Source organism: Haloleucobacter ellipsoideus (genome assembly GCF_052491725.1).
On record NZ_JBQWAR010000018.1, the window covers coordinates 329,106 to 345,783 of the forward strand.

Sequence of the window (16,678 nt, forward strand, 5' to 3'; positions counted from 1 at the left end):
GGGACGGCAGGGCTGGAAGGTGCGAAGGTTGCATCCTGAAGGGGTGAAGATGAAAGTCCCATCAGCTTCCAGCGCCTCGTCCCTGTTTCACGCCATGGCCATGCGATTCGGGATGCAGGATGAAGGCGCGCGCGATATCCCTCAAGCCCTGCGCGCCAACATGGTTCACAAGACGCGCCGGCCGGCGGGGCGGGCGCATGGAGAAGCGCGGTGCATGGCCCCACAGCCTGTGCAATCTGGCATATCCGGCGCGAAGCTGCATGCCCCATGCGCGAAAATGCTCTAGGACACACATGTGAAGGGTGGGTACCATCCGGTCTCCTGATCCAGCTTGCCTCGGGTCCGGGCCGGAATTGCCGGCAGCCTGCTTTCAAGGACAGCCAGAATGCGGCGGCAACACGGCGCGGATCAGCGCCCGGCCGCTGCGGGAAGGATGAATGAGGATGACCACGCCCAGTTTTGCCCGTTCCACATCCAGCCTGTTCATGCCCACCCCGTCCCGCCGCAGCGAGGTCGCGCCCTTCATCGTCATGGATGTGATGGAACATGCGGCCCGGATCGAGGCCGGTGGCGGGCGGGTCATCCATCTGGAAGTGGGCCAGCCGGCCGCTTCCGCGCCCCTCACCGCCCGCAAGGCGGCCGCCGCAGCGCTGGAGACCGGACAGGCAGGCTATACGGCCGCGCTTGGCATTCCCTCCCTGCGCGCCCGCATCGCCCGCCATTATGCCGAGCAGCACGGATTCGAGCTGGACCCCGAACGGGTGGTGGTGACCAATGGATCATCCGGCGGCTTCATCCTCGCCTTTCTGGGACTGTTCGAGGCAGGAGACCGGGTGGCCATCGCCTCGCCCGGCTATCCGCCTTATCGCCATGTGCTGTCCGCGCTCGGGTGCGAGCCGGTGCTGATCGAGACGCGGGCGGAAGACCGTTACGCCCTGACGCCGGAGCTGCTCACCGCCGCCCACCGCAAGGCGCCCCTCAAGGGTGTTCTGGTGGCCAGCCCCGCCAATCCCACCGGAACCATGATGGACCGCGCCGCGCTGAGCGCCCTGCATGCCTGCGCGCGGGAACTGGGCATCGTTTTCATCTCGGACGAGATCTATCACGGGCTGGACTATGCCTTCCCGGCGGTGAGCGCGGTGGAGATCGGCGATGATGTCACGGTCATCAACTCCTTCTCCAAATATTTCTGCATGACCGGCTGGCGCGTGGGCTGGATGGTGATGCCCCCCGGCCTTTCCCGCACCGTTGAGCGGTTGCAGCAGAATCTCTCCATTTCCGTGCCCACCCTCTCGCAGATCGCGGCGGAGGCGGCCTTTGATGGCCGCGCCGAGATGGATGGGGTGAAGCGCGGCTATGAGGAAAACCGGCGCATTCTCACTCAGGGCCTGCCGGGGGCGGGGCTGAAGCATTTCCTGCCGGCGGATGGGGCTTTCTATCTGTATGCGGATGTCTCGGCCTTCACCGATGATTCCGCCGCCTTTGCCACACGCATGCTGGATGAGGTGCATGTGGCGACGACACCGGGTGTGGATTTCGACCCCTTCCATGGCCGCCGGTTCCTGCGCCTGTCCTATGCCGGCTCGGCTGCGGACATGCGCGAGGCGGTGGAGCGGATCGGCGCGTTTCTTGCCCGTGGATGAGGCGGCCCGCCAGGGGCCATGCCGCGCGATGGACGTATAATCCGAACTGCGGGTTGAACCTGACCTTGGGTTACGACACAACAGGGCCGGGCGAACAGCCCATGACATTCTCGGGGGCATGACGCGGTATGGCGGCGACAGAACAACATGTGGTGCAGTTTCAGATGGAGCCGCAGGATCTTCAGCTGGCGCAGAAACTGAATTTCCGCATTCTCATCTTCAGCCGTTCATTCCTGTTCATGCTGGGCCGGGTGTGGATACTGGCCATGCTGGCCTATGGCGGCCTGCTCTATGTGCGTGATGGCTGGGAGAAGATGGCCGGGGTGCTGATCTGGTTCGCCCCGCTGTTTCTGGTGGTGTTGTGGTGCACGCCGTGGGCGGTGATGCGGTTTCTGAGCTGGCGGGCGGCGCGCAAGGCGGCCCGCTCAAGCGATGAGCCGCCGCTGACCATTACCCTGAAATGGAATGACGAGACCATTTCCTGGAGCAGCCGGGCCGGGGATGTCGAAACCCGCTGGGCCGATTTCGTGAAGGCCGGGCAGGATGACCATTTCCTGCTGCTGTTCGAGACCGAGGCGCTCTATCGCATCATTCCCAAGCGCGTTCTTTCCGCTGAAGAGGCCGCCGATCTTGGCGCGCGGATTGCCCGTATCGGCAAGGCGTGAGAACCGGCACGGCCAGCCTGTGACATGACCTGAGCCCGCCCGGGAGGAAGGGGCAGGTCTGCCTCCACTGCCCCATCTTGCCGGTGCGGGGGCAGGGGAGGTCATGTCATGATGCCTCGTCTTTCGTGATGAAACGGGATGTGGGCGCTTTCTGTTCTCCCCTTTTGCAGGTCAGGGGATCATTGTAGTGTTGTGCCTGCTTCGGTTTTCTCTTCACCAGATCTGTTTTGCGTCGAGTTCTGCGTTCGCTGAAATCTTGAAGCATGATTGTTCGCACGCATATCGGCTCTGAAGTCATTGTCATCTGCCGTCTTCCCGCGTGTCGGGTTGATTCAGGGAAAGCAGCACAGGACATGGGCTTCTCCCGAAGGAGAGTGTCATGACCCGCCTGACGAAAAAGCTTGCCGCAGCCCTTGCCGGTGCCGCCCTGCTGGCCCAGCCCGCCATCGCCACAGCCTGCACATCCATCTTCATCAAGACCGGGGATGGCGGTTATGTCTATGGCCGGACAATGGAGTTTGGGGTTCCGCTGAATTCCCGGGCGATCGTCATTCCGCGCAATCTGGAGATTTCCGGCACCGGGCCGGATGGCAAGGCCGGCAGCGGCCTGCACTGGAAGGGCAAATATGGGGTGATCGGCCTCAATGCCTTTGGCCTGCCGGTGGTTGCCGATGGCATGAATGAAAGGGGGCTGGTGGGCGGCTTGCTGTATCTGCCCGCTCTGGCACAGTTTCAGGAGGTGAGCGCGGCGGAGGCGAAACAGTCCATCGCATCCTTCGAGCTTCTCACCTATCTGCTGACCTCTTTCGCCACGGTGGACGAGGTGAAGGAGAACCTGCCGAAAATCCGGGTGAACCGTGCCGATCTCAGCGCCATGAAGATGCCGCTGCCCATTCATGTGACGCTGCATGACGCCAGGGGGGCGAGCATCGTCATCGAATATATCAAGGGTGAGCTGAACATTCATGATAACCCGACAGGCGTTCTCACCAATGCGCCGGCCTTTGACTGGCACCTCGCCAATCTGGGCCAGTATGCCAATCTGAACCCGAATGAGCCGCAGCCCCTCAAGGTGGGCGATCTCACCCTCTCCGCGCCCTCCACGGGGGCGGGGCTGCATGGCCTGCCGGGTGATGTGCTCTCGCCATCACGTTTCGTGCGCGCCTTCTTCTTCTCCCATTATGTGCCGACCCCGGCGAATGTGGATGAAGGCGTGAGTGCCGTGCGCCATATCATGAACAATTTCGACATCGCGCCCGGTGCTGTCGTCACCAGCGCCGCTTCGGCGGCAGGGGGCGGTGTGAATGGCATCGAGATCACGGAATGGACCGTGTATGCCGATGTGAAGAATGTGCGATATTACTTCACCACCTACGATAATCCCGCTTTGCAGGTCATCGATGCGGCGAAGGTGAACCTGAACGCCGCGGCGCCCGCCACCTTCCCCATCACCAGACCCGTTGCGCCGCTCGCCATCGGTCAGTGACCCGTGCATCATCCGGGCCGGGGGCAAGCGATGCTGCCTCCCGGCCCGGCCGCCATGCGCAACAGCTGCCGCCTGATGTATGTTCATACAAGAAGCCGCCCCCTGTATTGATGAGTTTGAATTATTCTAAATAAAACATTGGCCTTTCTGGGGGCTTTGAATTTGCCGGTATGACTGTTTCGATATATCGAGAGGGTGACGACAGACATTTGTGAGTATGCTCATCATGCGCGAGCTTTCCGGAAAGAAGAAACAGGGCGGAAAATCCGGTCACAAGCGCGGGAGCAAGCACAAGCCCGGTTCCCACAAGCACAGTCATGAGCGTGGACACGGGCGCGAGGGGGGCGATTCCGGCGGGCACGGGCACCATCACCACGGTGGCGGCGGCCAGCACATGCGGCATGCCAGCCCCTCCCGGCTTGAGCACCATATCGTGCGCGGCATCAATATTCTCGGCCTGCTGGTCGAGTGGGGGCTGAACCGGAATTTCAACGCGGCCCAGTCCACCCACCATGAGGCCCCCCGGCATGAAAATTATGCGGGCTGGTCCTCACCCGGTTATGGGGCGGGCAATGATGCGGGCTGGCAGGCGCGCGGGCCCGGGCCTTCCCCTTCCGCACCCGGATATTCAACCAGCACCGCGCCCGGGCGCATCGTGGTCTGCACCGGCAAGAAGTGCCGGTCGCGGTGGGAGAGCGGCAATCTGATCGCCGATCTGCAGCGCGAGGCGGCATCCAAGGGCATTCAGGTGGAGATCGCCCCATGCAGCTGCATGGATTTCTGCGATGAGGCCCCGCTGGTCACCGTGGGTTCGCGCGGGGGCTATGGCGCATCATCCGAACGTTATTTCGCGGATGTCGGCACGCGGGACGTGCCGGATATCGTTGCATCCGCAATGTATTGGCGGGACTGATCCCGCCGGTGTGGAACCGCATGCCTGCCCTGCAGGCCGCCGGGCCTTCCCTCTCGTCCTCACGCACCATATCTCCATGGGAGGAGCGTGAGACATGAGCCGGGCCTGAGATTGCGGCGGGGCCGGATCCGCCGGGCGGTTCCGGATGCCCGCAGGCCGGGCTCCAATTGATTGCAGGAGATGTGTGAGGCTATGGAAAACAATAAGGCCGCCCATGCGCTGGAGCGGGTTCGCTATGACATCCGCAGGCGTATCCTCACGGTTTCCGCCGCGTTCGACATCACGCCGCGCATGCGCCGCATCACTTTTACCTGCGACATGAGCGGCTTCCAGAGCCGCTCGCCGGATGATCACATCAAGCTTTTCTTTGGCAAGGAAGCCAATGGGGAAGACTGCATGCGTGATTATACACCGCGCTATTTCGATATTGAGCGCGGTTTTCTGGTGATCGACTTCGCCCTGCATGAGAGCGGCGTGGCGACAGACTGGGCGAAGAAGGCGAAGGTGGGCGATACGCTGGAGATTGCCGGGCCGCGCGGCTCTGTCGTCGTGCCCGATGACTTCGACTATTATCTGCTGATCGGCGATGAAACCGCGCTGCCTGCCATCGGGCGCCGGTTGGAAACCTTGCGCGCGGATGTGCCTGTCACCGCCATCTGCATCGTCCAGAATGTGGCGGAGGCCCAGAATTTCCAGACCCGCGCCAGGCTGGACCTGCGCTGGGTCTATCGCGCGAAGAGCGAGGGCGATGATGCCCAGCTTGTCCGCGCGGAGCTGGAAAAGTGGAAACAGCCTGCGGGTGAGGGGTTCGTGTGGATCGCCGCCGAGGCAAAGGCCGCCCGCACGCTGAAGAACCTGATGCTGACGGAGAGAAGCCACCCGGCGGCATGGCTCAAATCATCCGGCTACTGGGTGGAAGGGGCGGCGGGCGCTTCGGAGAAGTGACCTTGCCCCTTTTGCCTGATGAGGTGTGATGCAGGCCGGCCTTTCCGATGATGGAAGGGCCGGCCTTTTCATTCCGCCATGCCCTTGCCCGCGGATCAGCGCGAGAGGCGAAAGAGTTCCTCATGGGCAAAGGCACGCAGGCGGCCATAGGCGACAGAGAGGAAGGTGCAGGTGACAATCACCTGAAGCGGCATCAGCCCCCAGTTCACCGTATCCCCGAAGGCGGGTGAAACCATCATCTCGGCAATGAGGGAGATGATGGTGAAGGGCAAGGTGAGCAGCAGGGGCGAGATGACCAGAACAAGCGTGTGCCCCTCACCCAGCCGCCACGCATCGCCCCACCGGATGGTTTCACCAATGGCGCGCGAGGGCAGACGAAGGGCAAGGCGCGAGGTGAGCACCAGGCCGACAATGGCCGTTATGAAGATCATGCCGTACCACATGAGTTCCGATCCGCCCGCACTCTCGATGCCGGCCAGCATCACCATGACTATGGTGGGGAACAGGATGATGGCGATAATCAGCGCCACCAGCACCAGACAGTCCAGCATATAGGTGAAGATGCGCCCGCCACTTGGCCCCAAAGCGGGGGAGCCGAAGGTGCTGGGTCCGCGCAGCACCTCATTATGGGTCACCAGCGCCAGAGCGATGCTGGCGAGGCCAAGCGCGATCCAGCCGATGAAGGCGAGGTCTGGTGCGGAAAACAGCAGGATGCCCAGAAAAATGCCCGCAACCATATAGAGCCCGACCGCAAGCTGGTGGCGTATCACCACCGCGACAGCCCATTGGGCAGACCAGCGCAAGGACAGAATGAAGGGAAGTTTGGCTGTGGAAGCGGCCATATATTGCCATCCTTGGTTCCGGTGACCGGATATCTGTGAACCTGCCTTCCGGCAAGAACAGTCCTCGCCCTTTTCACGAATGCGCCCGGAATCTGCCTCTGACCAGGCCCGTTCCCTGTTTCTTCGACACAGGGGGCATCCGTAACTTGTGGAGCGGTTGCGCTTTCTTGATGCCAACCGGTCTATGCTTTTCCGGGCATAGCTCTAAAGCATTTTCCCGTGGCATTGAACCGCCAAAGTGATGCGGTGCACCCTCAAGCGGAGAGGCCGGCCTGTGCCGGATGGATGTGGCGCAGATGCCCCTCTTGCCGCCCCATGCGGACCGCCGATGCGTCCATTCCCACCCCTGGCAGGCGGCAGGGGCTCAGGCAGAAGGGGGCAAGCGGCTTCTGCCCGGTTAGGCAGCCCTGTCATGAAAACACCCCCGCAGCGGCTGCTGCGAGGGTGATATGGCACAGGGCCAAAGCAGAAATGCGGCTGACGCCAGAAGGCGATCAGCGTGCCTTGAAGGTCTGGTGGCAGGAGCGGCAGCCCTCGGCCGCAGCTGCGAAGGCGGTCTTGAAGGCGGCCTCATCGGCTGCGCCCTTGGCCACACCCTCGTCCACGCTCTTGTTGAAGCTGGCGATGGCGGATTCAAAGCCGGCGCGGTCGCTCCACACGACGGCCAGAGCCTTGGTCTCGCCCTTGTCGGAGCCCGGGGGGAACAGGCTTACATAGCCATCCATGCTGGTCTGGAGGGTCTTGAAGATTTCGGCGGCCTTGGCGGAATCAAAGGCAATGGTGCCCTTGGCCATGTCCGCGCCCACCTTCATCTGCGCGCCCATCTCCTTCATGCGTGCCTGACGCTGCTGGATCACATTGTCAGCATGGGCAACGGACAGGCCTGCCGTGGCAACGGCAAGACCAGCGAAGAGGGCTGCAGTCACTTTGAGACGCATCTTCAACTCCCGGTGAGGATTCGGATGGAACCAGTTTATAAGTTTTCAAACTCCATAAACGTGTCCAAACCACGTCACGGGCTGTTTTTTTACGCAAGTGCACATGTGCATGCTTGCAAGTGGGGATGTAGCTTGGTACCGGCCCTTTCAGTTGAAGGGCGCGACCAGCAGTTGCAGCTCCTCATGAACCTGGTCCAGCAGGTGCCGGTCCCGCGAGCGGGCGACAAGATGGGTCTTGAAGCGGTTGTCCTCGTCGCGGAAGGGATATGAGCCAAGCGTCGCCTCGGGATATTTGCGGGCAAGAGCGGCAAGCCCTGCGGCGATATCGCCTTCTCCCGTATTGGCCAGAACCGTCTCGGAGAGCATGGGGCGGCCCTTTTCGAGGTCCGGCAGCACAATCTCCAGCATCGCCTGCATGATGCGCGGCACGCCGGCCATGACGATGACATTGCCGATACGAAAGCCGGGCGCCTTGGAGACCGAATTGGCCACCAGCGTCGCGCCCTGGGGAATGCGCGCCATGCGCAGGCGGGCCTCGTTCAGCTTCTCCTCGGGAATATATTCCAGAAGCATGGCGCGGGCGCGCGGGTCCACATCGATCGGCACCCCGAAGGCGCGGGCGATGGAATCTGCCGTGATGTCATCATGGGTGGGGCCGATGCCGCCAGTGGTGAAGACATAGGTGAAGCGGTTGCGCAGCGCATTGACCGCGGCCACGATCTCGTCCTCCACATCGGCCACGATCCGCACCTCGCGCAGATCGATGCCCACATCCGTGAGCCGCTCGGCGATGTGGCCGATATTCCTGTCCTTGGTGCGACCGGAGAGCACCTCATCACCAATGACGATGAGCGCCGCAGTGACCAGTTGCGCGCCTTCTGCCTCAGCCATGATCAATTTTCCTTCACTCTCTGCCCATGGGGCGTGCACGGCCTGCCTGTTTTGTCATCATGTGCAGCGCCCGCACGGCATGCATATGGCGCTTTTCCCCACCAACACGTGTTTGGCACGATGTTTGTAACGTTCCAAGTGTGACTTATGGGCATGGAGGGGGTGTTCCTATGCATCAGGCATTCGACGAGATGTCCAGTACCGAAGGGCTGGTGCGGCCGGCATATGAGACTCTCCACCGCTGGCTGGAGAATGTGCCGCATGACGTGCTCGACCATCGTCGCAAGGAGGCCGAGTACATCTTCCGGCGCATCGGCATCACCTTTGCGGTCTATGGGGAGGAGAATGCGCAGGAGCGGCTGATCCCGTTCGATATCGTGCCGCGCATCATCACCCGCAATGAATGGTCCGTTCTGGCGCGCGGGCTTGAGCAGCGGGTGAAGGCGCTCAACATGTATATCCGCGACATCTACAGCCGTCGCGAGATCCTGAAGGCGGGCATCATTCCCGACGAGATGGTCTACAACAATCCGGCCTTTCGCCCGGAAATGAACGGCCAGCGGGTGCCGCACGACATTCATGTCCACATCGCCGGCATTGATATCGTGCGCACGGACCCGGACACCTTCTATGTGCTGGAGGACAATGCCCGCACCCCATCGGGGGTCTCCTACATGCTGGAGAACCGGGAGATCATGCTGCGGCTGTTTCCCGAGCTGTTCGCCATGCACAAGGTGGCGCCTGTCGAGAAATATGCCGATGACCTGCTGGCCACCCTGCGCTCGCTTTCGCCGCGCGGGGGGCATGAGCCGAATGTGGTCATCCTCACCCCCGGCATCTTCAACTCGGCCTATTACGAGCACTCCTTCCTCGCCGACAAGCTGGGCGTGGATCTGGTGGAGGGGCGCGACCTGTTCGTGAAGGACGAGGTCGTCTACATGCGCACCACCGAGGGGCCGAAACGGGTGGATGTCATCTATCGCCGCCTCGATGATGACTTCCTCGATCCGCTGGTGTTCCGCACGGACAGTGTTCTGGGCGTGCCGGGGCTGATGAGCGCCTATCGCGCCGGCAATGTCACTCTCACCAATGCGGTGGGGACGGGCGTTGCCGATGACAAGGCGGTCTATTCCTACATGCCGGACATCATCCGCTTCTATCTGGGCGAGGAACCGCTGCTGCCGAACGTGCCCACATGGCGCTGCCGCGAGGCGGACCATCTGAAATATGTGCTGGAGCATCTGCCGGAACTGGTGGTGAAGGAGGTTCACGGCTCCGGCGGCTATGGCATGCTGGTGGGCCCGGCGGCCGACAGGGCGCAGATCGAGGCCTTCCGCGCCAAGCTCATTGCCGCCCCCGACAATTTCATCGCCCAGCCGACCCTTGCCCTCTCCACATGCCCGACGCTGGTGGAAAAGGGGCTGGCCCCGCGCCATGTGGATCTGCGTCCCTTCATTCTTTCCGGTGCGGACAAGGTGCGCATCGTGCCTGGCGGGCTCACCCGGGTCGCCATGAAGGAAGGCTCGCTCGTCGTCAATTCCAGCCAGGGAGGAGGCACGAAGGACACCTGGGTTCTTGATGTCTAGCGGGCGCGCTGCCGCGCCTGTGCCTGTTCGCCCCGTCTGCCCCACATCTTATGAAGATGGGTTGCCTCATGCTGTCCCGCACTGCTGATAATCTGTACTGGCTCGCCCGCTATGTTGAACGCGCCGACTGCCTGGCCCGCATTCTGGATGTGGCCCAGCGTCTGGCCTATACCCCGGTTTCGCAGGGGGGCTCGGCCAATGAGTGGGGTTCGGCCGTGCTCACCGCGGGTTGCGCGGATCTGTTCATCAAGCGCCATGGCCCGCTGGAGGATGCAAGCGAGGAGAATGTCGTCTCCTTCCTTGCCTTCGCCCCGGAGAACCCGGCCTCCATCCGCAACTGCTTCGAGCTGGCCCGCACCAATGCGCGCTCCGTGCGCACGGCGCTGACCAGCGAGATGTGGGATGTCATCAACTCGGCCTGGATCGAGCTGCATCATTTTCCCAACCGGGCGATGACGCGGGAGGAGCTGTCGCGCTTTCTGGCCTTCGTGAAGGAAACATCCCTGCATTTCGATGGCGCGACCTTCCGCACCATGCTGCGCAATGATGGCTACTGGTTTGCCCGCTCCGGCGTGCAGATCGAGCGCGCCGACAACACCGCCCGCATTCTGGATGTGAAATACCATGTGCTCCTGCCGGAAAAGGAGCGGGTGGGCGGTCCGCTGGATTATTTCCAGTGGTCCTCCATCCTGCGGTCCGTTTCGGCGCACACGGCCTTTCACTGGGTGTATCGCGACAGCGTGAAGCCCTGGCTGGTGGCGGACCTGCTCATCCTGAACCGGCAGATGCCACGCTCCCTGGCCTCCTGCTATGACAGCCTGACCCGGCATCTGGATGAAATCGCGGGGGCTTATGGCCGTCAGGGGCCATCCCAGCGTTATGCCCGCTCCATTCTCGCCCGCCTGAGCAATTGCGAGATCGAGGATGTGTTCCAGAATGGCCTGCATGAATTCATCACGGATTTCATCGGCGACAACAACAAGGTGGGGCATGCCATCACCGAGCAGTATCTGACCTGATCCCGCGCGTTTCGTCCTGTTTCCTGTCCGGGGGGCTGTAGCCATGCGTATCCGCATCCGTCACGAAATCTCGCAGAATTTCGAACCCGGCAGCCGCAACATGGCTGCCATCGTCCGCCTTACCCCGCGGCCGCATGAGGGCCAGTTCATCCAGCGCTGGACGCTGGACGTGGATGGCGATGCCTGCCTGCATGCCCAGGAGGATGCCTTCGGCAACTGCTGCCACAGCTTCTCCGTGGAGGGGCCGGCCGACAGTGTCACCATCATCGCCGAGGGGGAGGTGGAAACGCAGGACAGCGCCGGCATCGTGCGTGGAACGGTGGAGCGCTTTCCGCCCGCGTTGTATCTGCGCACGACGGAACTGACCCTGCCGGAGCCAAATGTGGTGGCCTTCGCGCAAGGCGTGCCGCGCGATGCCGACCCGCTCAATCATCTCCATGCGCTGATGCAGGCCGTGCATGAGGCGGTGAAAGAGCGGCCGGACACGCCCAATGGAGATACCATCTCCGCCGGGGAGGTTCTCAGGAAGGGGGCGGCCTGTTCCGGCAGCATCACCCATCTGTTCACCACGCTGGCCCGCTATCTGGGGCTGCCGGCGCGCCATGTCTCCGGCTATTTCGCCACCGAGGAGGCCGGCAATGTGCGCCACTGGGCGGAGGCCCATGTGACCGATGTGGGCTGGATCGCCTTTGATTGCGGCCAGAAGCTGTGCGCGACGGAGAACCATGTGCGCCTTGCCGTGGGGCTGGATGCGCTGGGCGTTGCCCCGCTGCGCACCAGCGGCACCGGGCTGAAGGAGGAGATCAGCGTGCGCACCGGTCGCCTCCTGCGCAATGGTCCGGCGCGCAATCCGCCCGCCAGCAATCCGCCGGTCATCAATCCCGGGGCCGGGGGCATGCAGCAGGCCCAGAGCCAGCAGCAAAGCTGAGGCCCTGCCGGGCGGTTTTTGCCATGAAGTGGAGGGAGCCGGCGGGCGGCAAAGTGTCCGGCAGGCGGTTCATCTCTTCTGCCCCCTTGACCGCGGCGGGTAGCACTGCATTCTCCTGTGCACCATCTAGCAGGAGCGCAGACGCACCATGAGCACCCGGCCCGCCTATGAGAATGACAACATCTTCGCCAAGATCCTGCGCGGGGAGCTGCCCGCCCACAAGGTCTATGAGGATGACAAGGCGCTGGTTTTCCTGGACCTGTTTCCCCGCACCCCCGGCCACGCCCTTGTTATTCCAAAGGCACCCGCCCGCAATATCTTCGATATCCAGCCGGATGACCTCGCCCATGTCGCCAGGATCACCCAGCTTGTGTCCAATGCGGCGGTGAAGGCGTTCGATGCGGAAGGCATCACCATCCTCCAGGCCAATGAGCGCGCCGGCGGGCAGGAGGTGTTCCACCTGCACGTGCATGTGATTCCCCGCCATACCGGCGTTGTGATGAAGGCCCCCGCCAGCGAGATGGAAACGCAGGAGGTGCTGGCCGAGCATGCCGCCCGCCTGCGCGCCGCACTCGAAGGCTGAAGGGGATCTGCCGCGGCGGGTCCATGCCGGGTGGCCTGAAGCCGCCCGGTTTCCCGCGCCGGATACCACGCTCCACCTGTCCCGTTCCATTGCGCCGGGGCAGGGCGCGGCCTATGAAGGCCGGACTGGGCTGCGGGCCCGTCCTCGCCGCGCTGAAATCAGGCCATGTTCCCGGGTTGCCATTTGGCCGGGCAGGCCCTGAGCCGATATGAATTGAGGGGATATGGATCTCGCGCTTCTCGCTCTTTGTGTCCGCCCGCTGGCCACCAGTGCAAGGCGTGCAGGTCTTTCCGCGCTGGCGCTGGATCTGCGGCCGGGGCTGGAAAACCTTCCTGATGGCAAGGGAGAGGTGCGCCATGTGCGTGTCGCCTCTGCTCCGGGCGGGAAAGCCGGTTTTGATGGGGGCGCCCTGTTCCAGGCGCTGGAGCGGGATGTGCCCGCCGGCCTGCCGCTCATTCTGGGCGAGGGGCTGGACGGTGCGCCCGACATTCTGTCCCAGCTCGCTGCCCGCAATCCGGTTCTGGGCAATACGCCGACCACGGTGCGCGTGCTCAAGGATCCGCTGGCCCTGCACGCCCTTTGCGGGCATCTGGGCCTGTCTTTCCCCACAGTGAGCCTTGAGGCCCCCGCGCCGGAACTCTTTTCGGGTGCGGTGGTGCTGGAAAAGCGCATCGGCAGCAGCGGGGGCGGCGCGCTCTGCCGGCGGATGGACACGGACCTGAGCGCGCCCGCGCCCGGCCATTATCTCCAGCGTGCGGTTCCGGGGGAAACCTTCTCCGTTCTTCTGCTGGCCAATGGGCATGGCTGCCTTCCGCTCGGTGCGGTGAAACATGCGGCGCTCGACCCGGATGCGGCAGGGCGCTTCCATCTGGATGGGCGGATCGGGCCGGTGGACCTGCCGGAGAGCCTGCGGGAGCCCATTTTCACCGGCGCGCAGAATATCGCGCTGGCCTGCGGGCTGGTGGGTCTGGTGAGTGTGCGGATCATCGTGGATGGCGCGCGCTGGTTCGTGCTGGGGGTCACCCCGCACCCGGATGACAGTCTCGATTTGTTTGACACGGCGCCCCTGCCGCCGCTTCTGGCGCTGCATCTTGCGGCCTGTGGCGGGCAGATGCCGCCGGGCCTTCCCGCATCCGTCGGGGTGCGGGCGGTGGCCAGCCTGCGGGCTGGTCAGGACATGACCATGCCGAAACTGCCCCCGTCCGCGCTGGTGCGCGATGTGTTGCCAGCCGGAACAGCGGTGGCCGCGGGCACGATTGTCGCCACCGTGCATGTCCGCGATGACAGCGCCGGGCAGGCGCAGGCCCGGCTGATGGAGGCGGTGATGCCCCTTCAGGCCCTTCTGGGGCAGGCCGGAGATGAGGGGCGGGCGTGACAGGTGCGAGAGTGAGCGGGGCGGCTTGCCGGTCACACCTGGTTGAGATCCGCCGGAACCCGCGCCAATTCTTTTGCCGTTACAGCAGGCTTGGGCCATAAGGAGCCGGGCTGCGCTGGCTGGAATCGTTCCGCCATTGCATGTCGTTGCTATCCGTTGCGGGCGCACTGTGCTGAAATGTCGGCGGTGCGCGAGATCCGGCCTTCATGCCGGCCATGAACAGGAGATTTCACGTGGTGAGCCAGATCGTGACCCTTCAGGCGTTCCTCGACCATTGGGCAGGTTCGGACCCGGAAAAGGCTGCGATCGCCAGCACGGTGCGCACCATTGCCGGCACCGGTGTGGGCATTGCGGATCTGGTGGCCCGTGGCCCGCTGGAAGAGGGGCTCGCCCGCATTCATGGTTCCGATCCCAATGGCGGCGGCGATACCCAGAAGGAGCTGGACGTGATCGCCGAGGAGGCCATCTGCGCCGCCTTGCGTGAGGCCCCCGTGGCCTATCTCGCCTCCGAGGAGAGTGAGGATCTCATCGCCCTCAATCCCAAGGGCCAGCTCGTGGTGGCCGTGGACCCGCTGGACGGCTCCTCCAATATCGACACCAATGTTTCGGTCGGCACCATCTATTCCATCCTGCCCTTCACCGAGGCGGACCGGGACAACCCGAACGCGGCGGTGATGAAGCCCGGCACCAACCAGCTTGCCGCCGGCTTCCTGGCCTATGGCCCGGCCACCATTCTGGTGTCCTCGCTCGGCAATGGCACGCAGGTGTTCGTCTATGACCGTGAAAGCTCGGAATTCATCATGGCGCGCGACCAGGTGGAAATTCCGGTCGAGACCAGGGAATATGGCGTCAACCAGTCCAATATGCGCCATTGGGACGAGGCCATGAGCGGCTGGATCAAGGATTGCCTCGCCGGCAAGGAAGGCCCGCGCGGCAAGGATTTCAACATGCGCTGGGTCGGCTCCATGGTGGCGGATGCCTTCCGCATCTTCACCCGTGGCGGCGTGTATGTGTATTCCTCCGACAAGCGCAAGGGCTATGAGAATGGCCGCCTGCGCCTGATCTATGAAGCCTTCCCCATCGCCATGCTGACCGAGCAGGCCGGTGGCGGAGCGACCGATGGCAAGACCCGCATTCTGGACATCACGCCCCACCATATTCACCAGCGCATTCCGCTGGTGTTCGGCTCGAAGGGCGAGGTCGAGAAGATCGCCTCCTATTACTGAACTTGTCCGGGCGGGGCCCTGCGCTCCGTTCACACAGCCGGGAAGCTGCCATGACCACGCCGCTGATTGCCCCTTCCATGCTCGCCAGCGATTTCGCCCGTCTCGGCGAGGAAGTGCGCGATATCACCGCCGCTGGCGCCGATTACATCCATCTGGATGTGATGGACGGCCATTTCGTGCCGAACCTCACCTTCGGGCCGGATATCATCCGCGCGCTGCGCCCGCACACCGGCAAGGTGTTTGACGTGCATCTGATGATTTCGCCGGTGGAGCCCTATCTGGAGGCTTTCGCCAAGGCGGGCGCGGACATCATCACCGTGCATCCGGAAGCGACCCAGCATCTGGACCGCTGCCTTCAGGTCATCCGTGGCCTGGGCAAGAAGGCCGGTGTGGCGCTCAATCCGGCAACGCCTGAAAACGTGCTGGAATATGTGCTCGACAAGGTGGACCTTGTGCTGGTGATGAGCGTCAATCCCGGCTTTGGCGGGCAGAGCTTCATTCCCGCCGTGCTGCCCAAGATCGAGCGGATCCGCGACATGATCCGCGGCCGCGACATTCGTCTTGAAGTCGATGGCGGCGTGAACCCGGAAACTGCGGCCCTGTGCGCGCGGGCGGGGGCGGATGTGCTGGTGGCGGGTTCCGCCGTGTTCAAGGGTGGCATCGAGGGCTATCGCGCCAATATCTCCGCCATCCGCACCTCGGCGGCCAATGCCATGGGGCTGGTGGCCTGAATTCCGGCCCGCCCATCTGCCCGGCAAGATGGATGCCGGAGCCCTGATCCTGACTGGCGGCATGGTCCCGGACCTTGCCGCCAGTCTGTTTTTGCAAGCCTGAGCAGAAGCCGCGCGGCCTTATGCGGGCAGTGCGCCCACGAAATTCCGCAGCAATTGCGCCATCGCCTCGGGCGCTTCCACGGGCGGAAGGTGGCCCACATCCGGCAGGACATGGAGTTGCGCCCCGCGGATCGTGCGGGCAAGCGCGGCGACCAGATCAGGCGGGGAAGCTCCATCCTGCGCGCCGGCAATCACCATCACGGGCAGATCGAGCCGGGCTGTGCTTTCGGCCAGATCCGTTGCCGCGAGCACCTCGCAGGCGGCGATGTAACCGGCATCGTCACTGCGCGCGAGCATGTTGCGCCACAAGGCGAGTTCCGGCCTGCCGTGGAAGACCGGGGCAAACCAGCGCTCCATCACGGCATCGGCAATGGAGGCGGTGCCGGCATGGCGCACGGCCTCGATCCGCTCGGCCCAGCTTTCCGCCGTGCCCATTCTGGGGGCGGTATTGGACAGAACCAGCCCGCGCACCAGATCCGGCCGGCGGGCGGCAAGGGCCTGCGCGATCATGCCGCCGATGGACAGGCCGACAAACACCACCGGGCCCTTGGCCTCGGCTTCCATCAGCGCGGCGGCATCCCCCACATAGTCCTCCATGCCGGGGGTGGGGCACAGGTCTGAAAGCCCGTGGCCGGACTTGTCGAACCTGATGGCGCGCATGTCGGGAAGACGGGCGACCACCTCGTCCCACAGATGCAGGTCGGTGCCGAGGGAATTGGCGAAAACGACAGTCGGCCCATCGGCCTTGCCGTCGATCCGGTAATGCAGGGCGCCCCAGGGGCGAAGCAATGCTGGCATCACAAAC

The 16,678-nt window shown here is 63.6% G+C and carries 16 protein-coding genes; 12 read left to right on the top strand and 4 right to left on the bottom strand.

Annotation, left to right across the window (positions count from 1 at the left end; translation table 11 throughout):
- The first annotated feature begins 443 nt into the window (after positions 1-443).
- The 5 genes from ACT6QG_RS08810 to ACT6QG_RS08830 all read left to right on the top strand — a co-directional run bounded on the left by ACT6QG_RS08810 (position 444) and on the right by ACT6QG_RS08830 (position 5,652).
- Positions 444-1,643, top strand: coding sequence for a pyridoxal phosphate-dependent aminotransferase (locus ACT6QG_RS08810; RefSeq protein ID WP_444977196.1), 1,200 nt, complete (start codon positions 444-446; stop codon positions 1,641-1,643).
- Positions 1,644-1,771: 128 nt separating this feature from the next.
- Positions 1,772-2,308, top strand: a complete 537-nt coding sequence (locus tag ACT6QG_RS08815; RefSeq protein WP_444977197.1) for a YcxB family protein — start codon at positions 1,772-1,774, stop codon at positions 2,306-2,308.
- Between the two features lie 379 nt (positions 2,309-2,687).
- Positions 2,688-3,794 carry a linear amide C-N hydrolase gene (locus ACT6QG_RS08820; protein WP_444977198.1) on the top strand — a complete coding sequence of 369 codons (1,107 nt, stop codon included), beginning with the start codon at positions 2,688-2,690 and terminating at the stop codon, positions 3,792-3,794.
- 226 nt (positions 3,795-4,020) lie between these two features.
- Positions 4,021-4,707 carry a (2Fe-2S) ferredoxin domain-containing protein gene (locus tag ACT6QG_RS08825; protein ID WP_444977199.1) on the top strand — a complete coding sequence of 229 codons (687 nt, stop codon included), beginning with the start codon at positions 4,021-4,023 and terminating at the stop codon, positions 4,705-4,707.
- Between the two features lie 192 nt (positions 4,708-4,899).
- On the top strand, positions 4,900-5,652 hold the full coding sequence (locus ACT6QG_RS08830) for a siderophore-interacting protein (protein ID WP_444977200.1): 753 nt from the start codon (positions 4,900-4,902) through the stop codon (positions 5,650-5,652).
- 95 nt (positions 5,653-5,747) lie between these two features.
- Here the strand turns inward: ACT6QG_RS08830 and ACT6QG_RS08835 are convergent, their stop codons facing one another.
- The 3 genes from ACT6QG_RS08835 to ACT6QG_RS08845 form a co-directional block, all read right to left on the bottom strand.
- Positions 5,748-6,494: a hypothetical protein gene (locus ACT6QG_RS08835; RefSeq protein ID WP_444977201.1), complete on the bottom strand. Its 747-nt coding sequence runs from the start codon at positions 6,492-6,494 to the stop codon at positions 5,748-5,750.
- 494 nt (positions 6,495-6,988) lie between these two features.
- Positions 6,989-7,432: a c-type cytochrome gene (locus ACT6QG_RS08840; protein ID WP_444977202.1), complete on the bottom strand. Its 444-nt coding sequence runs from the start codon at positions 7,430-7,432 to the stop codon at positions 6,989-6,991.
- A gap of 147 nt (positions 7,433-7,579) precedes the next feature.
- On the bottom strand, positions 7,580-8,323 hold the full coding sequence (locus tag ACT6QG_RS08845) for a competence/damage-inducible protein A (RefSeq protein WP_444977203.1): 744 nt from the start codon (positions 8,321-8,323) through the stop codon (positions 7,580-7,582).
- Between the two features lie 170 nt (positions 8,324-8,493).
- Here ACT6QG_RS08845 and ACT6QG_RS08850 point away from each other — a divergent pair, with 170 nt between their 5' ends.
- From ACT6QG_RS08850 to rpe, 7 genes are all read left to right on the top strand, one after another.
- Complete coding sequence (locus ACT6QG_RS08850) at positions 8,494-9,909, top strand: circularly permuted type 2 ATP-grasp protein (protein WP_444977204.1); 1,416 nt, start codon at positions 8,494-8,496, stop codon at positions 9,907-9,909.
- Positions 9,910-9,977: 68 nt separating this feature from the next.
- Positions 9,978-10,928, top strand: a complete 951-nt coding sequence (locus tag ACT6QG_RS08855; RefSeq protein ID WP_444977205.1) for an alpha-E domain-containing protein — start codon at positions 9,978-9,980, stop codon at positions 10,926-10,928.
- Between the two features lie 43 nt (positions 10,929-10,971).
- The gene (locus ACT6QG_RS08860; protein WP_444977206.1) at positions 10,972-11,856 is read left to right on the top strand and encodes a transglutaminase family protein; all 885 of its coding nucleotides are present in this window, start codon (positions 10,972-10,974) and stop codon (positions 11,854-11,856) included.
- A 148-nt stretch (positions 11,857-12,004) separates the two neighbouring features.
- On the top strand, positions 12,005-12,439 hold the full coding sequence (locus ACT6QG_RS08865; RefSeq protein ID WP_444977207.1) for an HIT family protein: 435 nt from the start codon (positions 12,005-12,007) through the stop codon (positions 12,437-12,439).
- Between the two features lie 223 nt (positions 12,440-12,662).
- Positions 12,663-13,814, top strand: coding sequence for a hypothetical protein (locus ACT6QG_RS08870; protein ID WP_444977208.1), 1,152 nt, complete (start codon positions 12,663-12,665; stop codon positions 13,812-13,814).
- A gap of 236 nt (positions 13,815-14,050) precedes the next feature.
- Complete coding sequence (locus ACT6QG_RS08875; RefSeq protein WP_444977209.1) at positions 14,051-15,040, top strand: class 1 fructose-bisphosphatase; 990 nt, start codon at positions 14,051-14,053, stop codon at positions 15,038-15,040.
- A gap of 50 nt (positions 15,041-15,090) precedes the next feature.
- Entirely contained in the window at positions 15,091-15,771 is a 681-nt protein-coding gene (gene rpe / locus ACT6QG_RS08880) for a ribulose-phosphate 3-epimerase (protein ID WP_444977210.1), read from the top strand.
- A gap of 120 nt (positions 15,772-15,891) precedes the next feature.
- Here the strand turns inward: rpe and pcaD are convergent, their stop codons facing one another.
- The gene (gene pcaD, locus ACT6QG_RS08885; RefSeq protein WP_444977211.1) at positions 15,892-16,671 is read right to left on the bottom strand and encodes a 3-oxoadipate enol-lactonase; all 780 of its coding nucleotides are present in this window, start codon (positions 16,669-16,671) and stop codon (positions 15,892-15,894) included.
- Between the last annotated feature and the right edge of the window lie 7 nt (positions 16,672-16,678).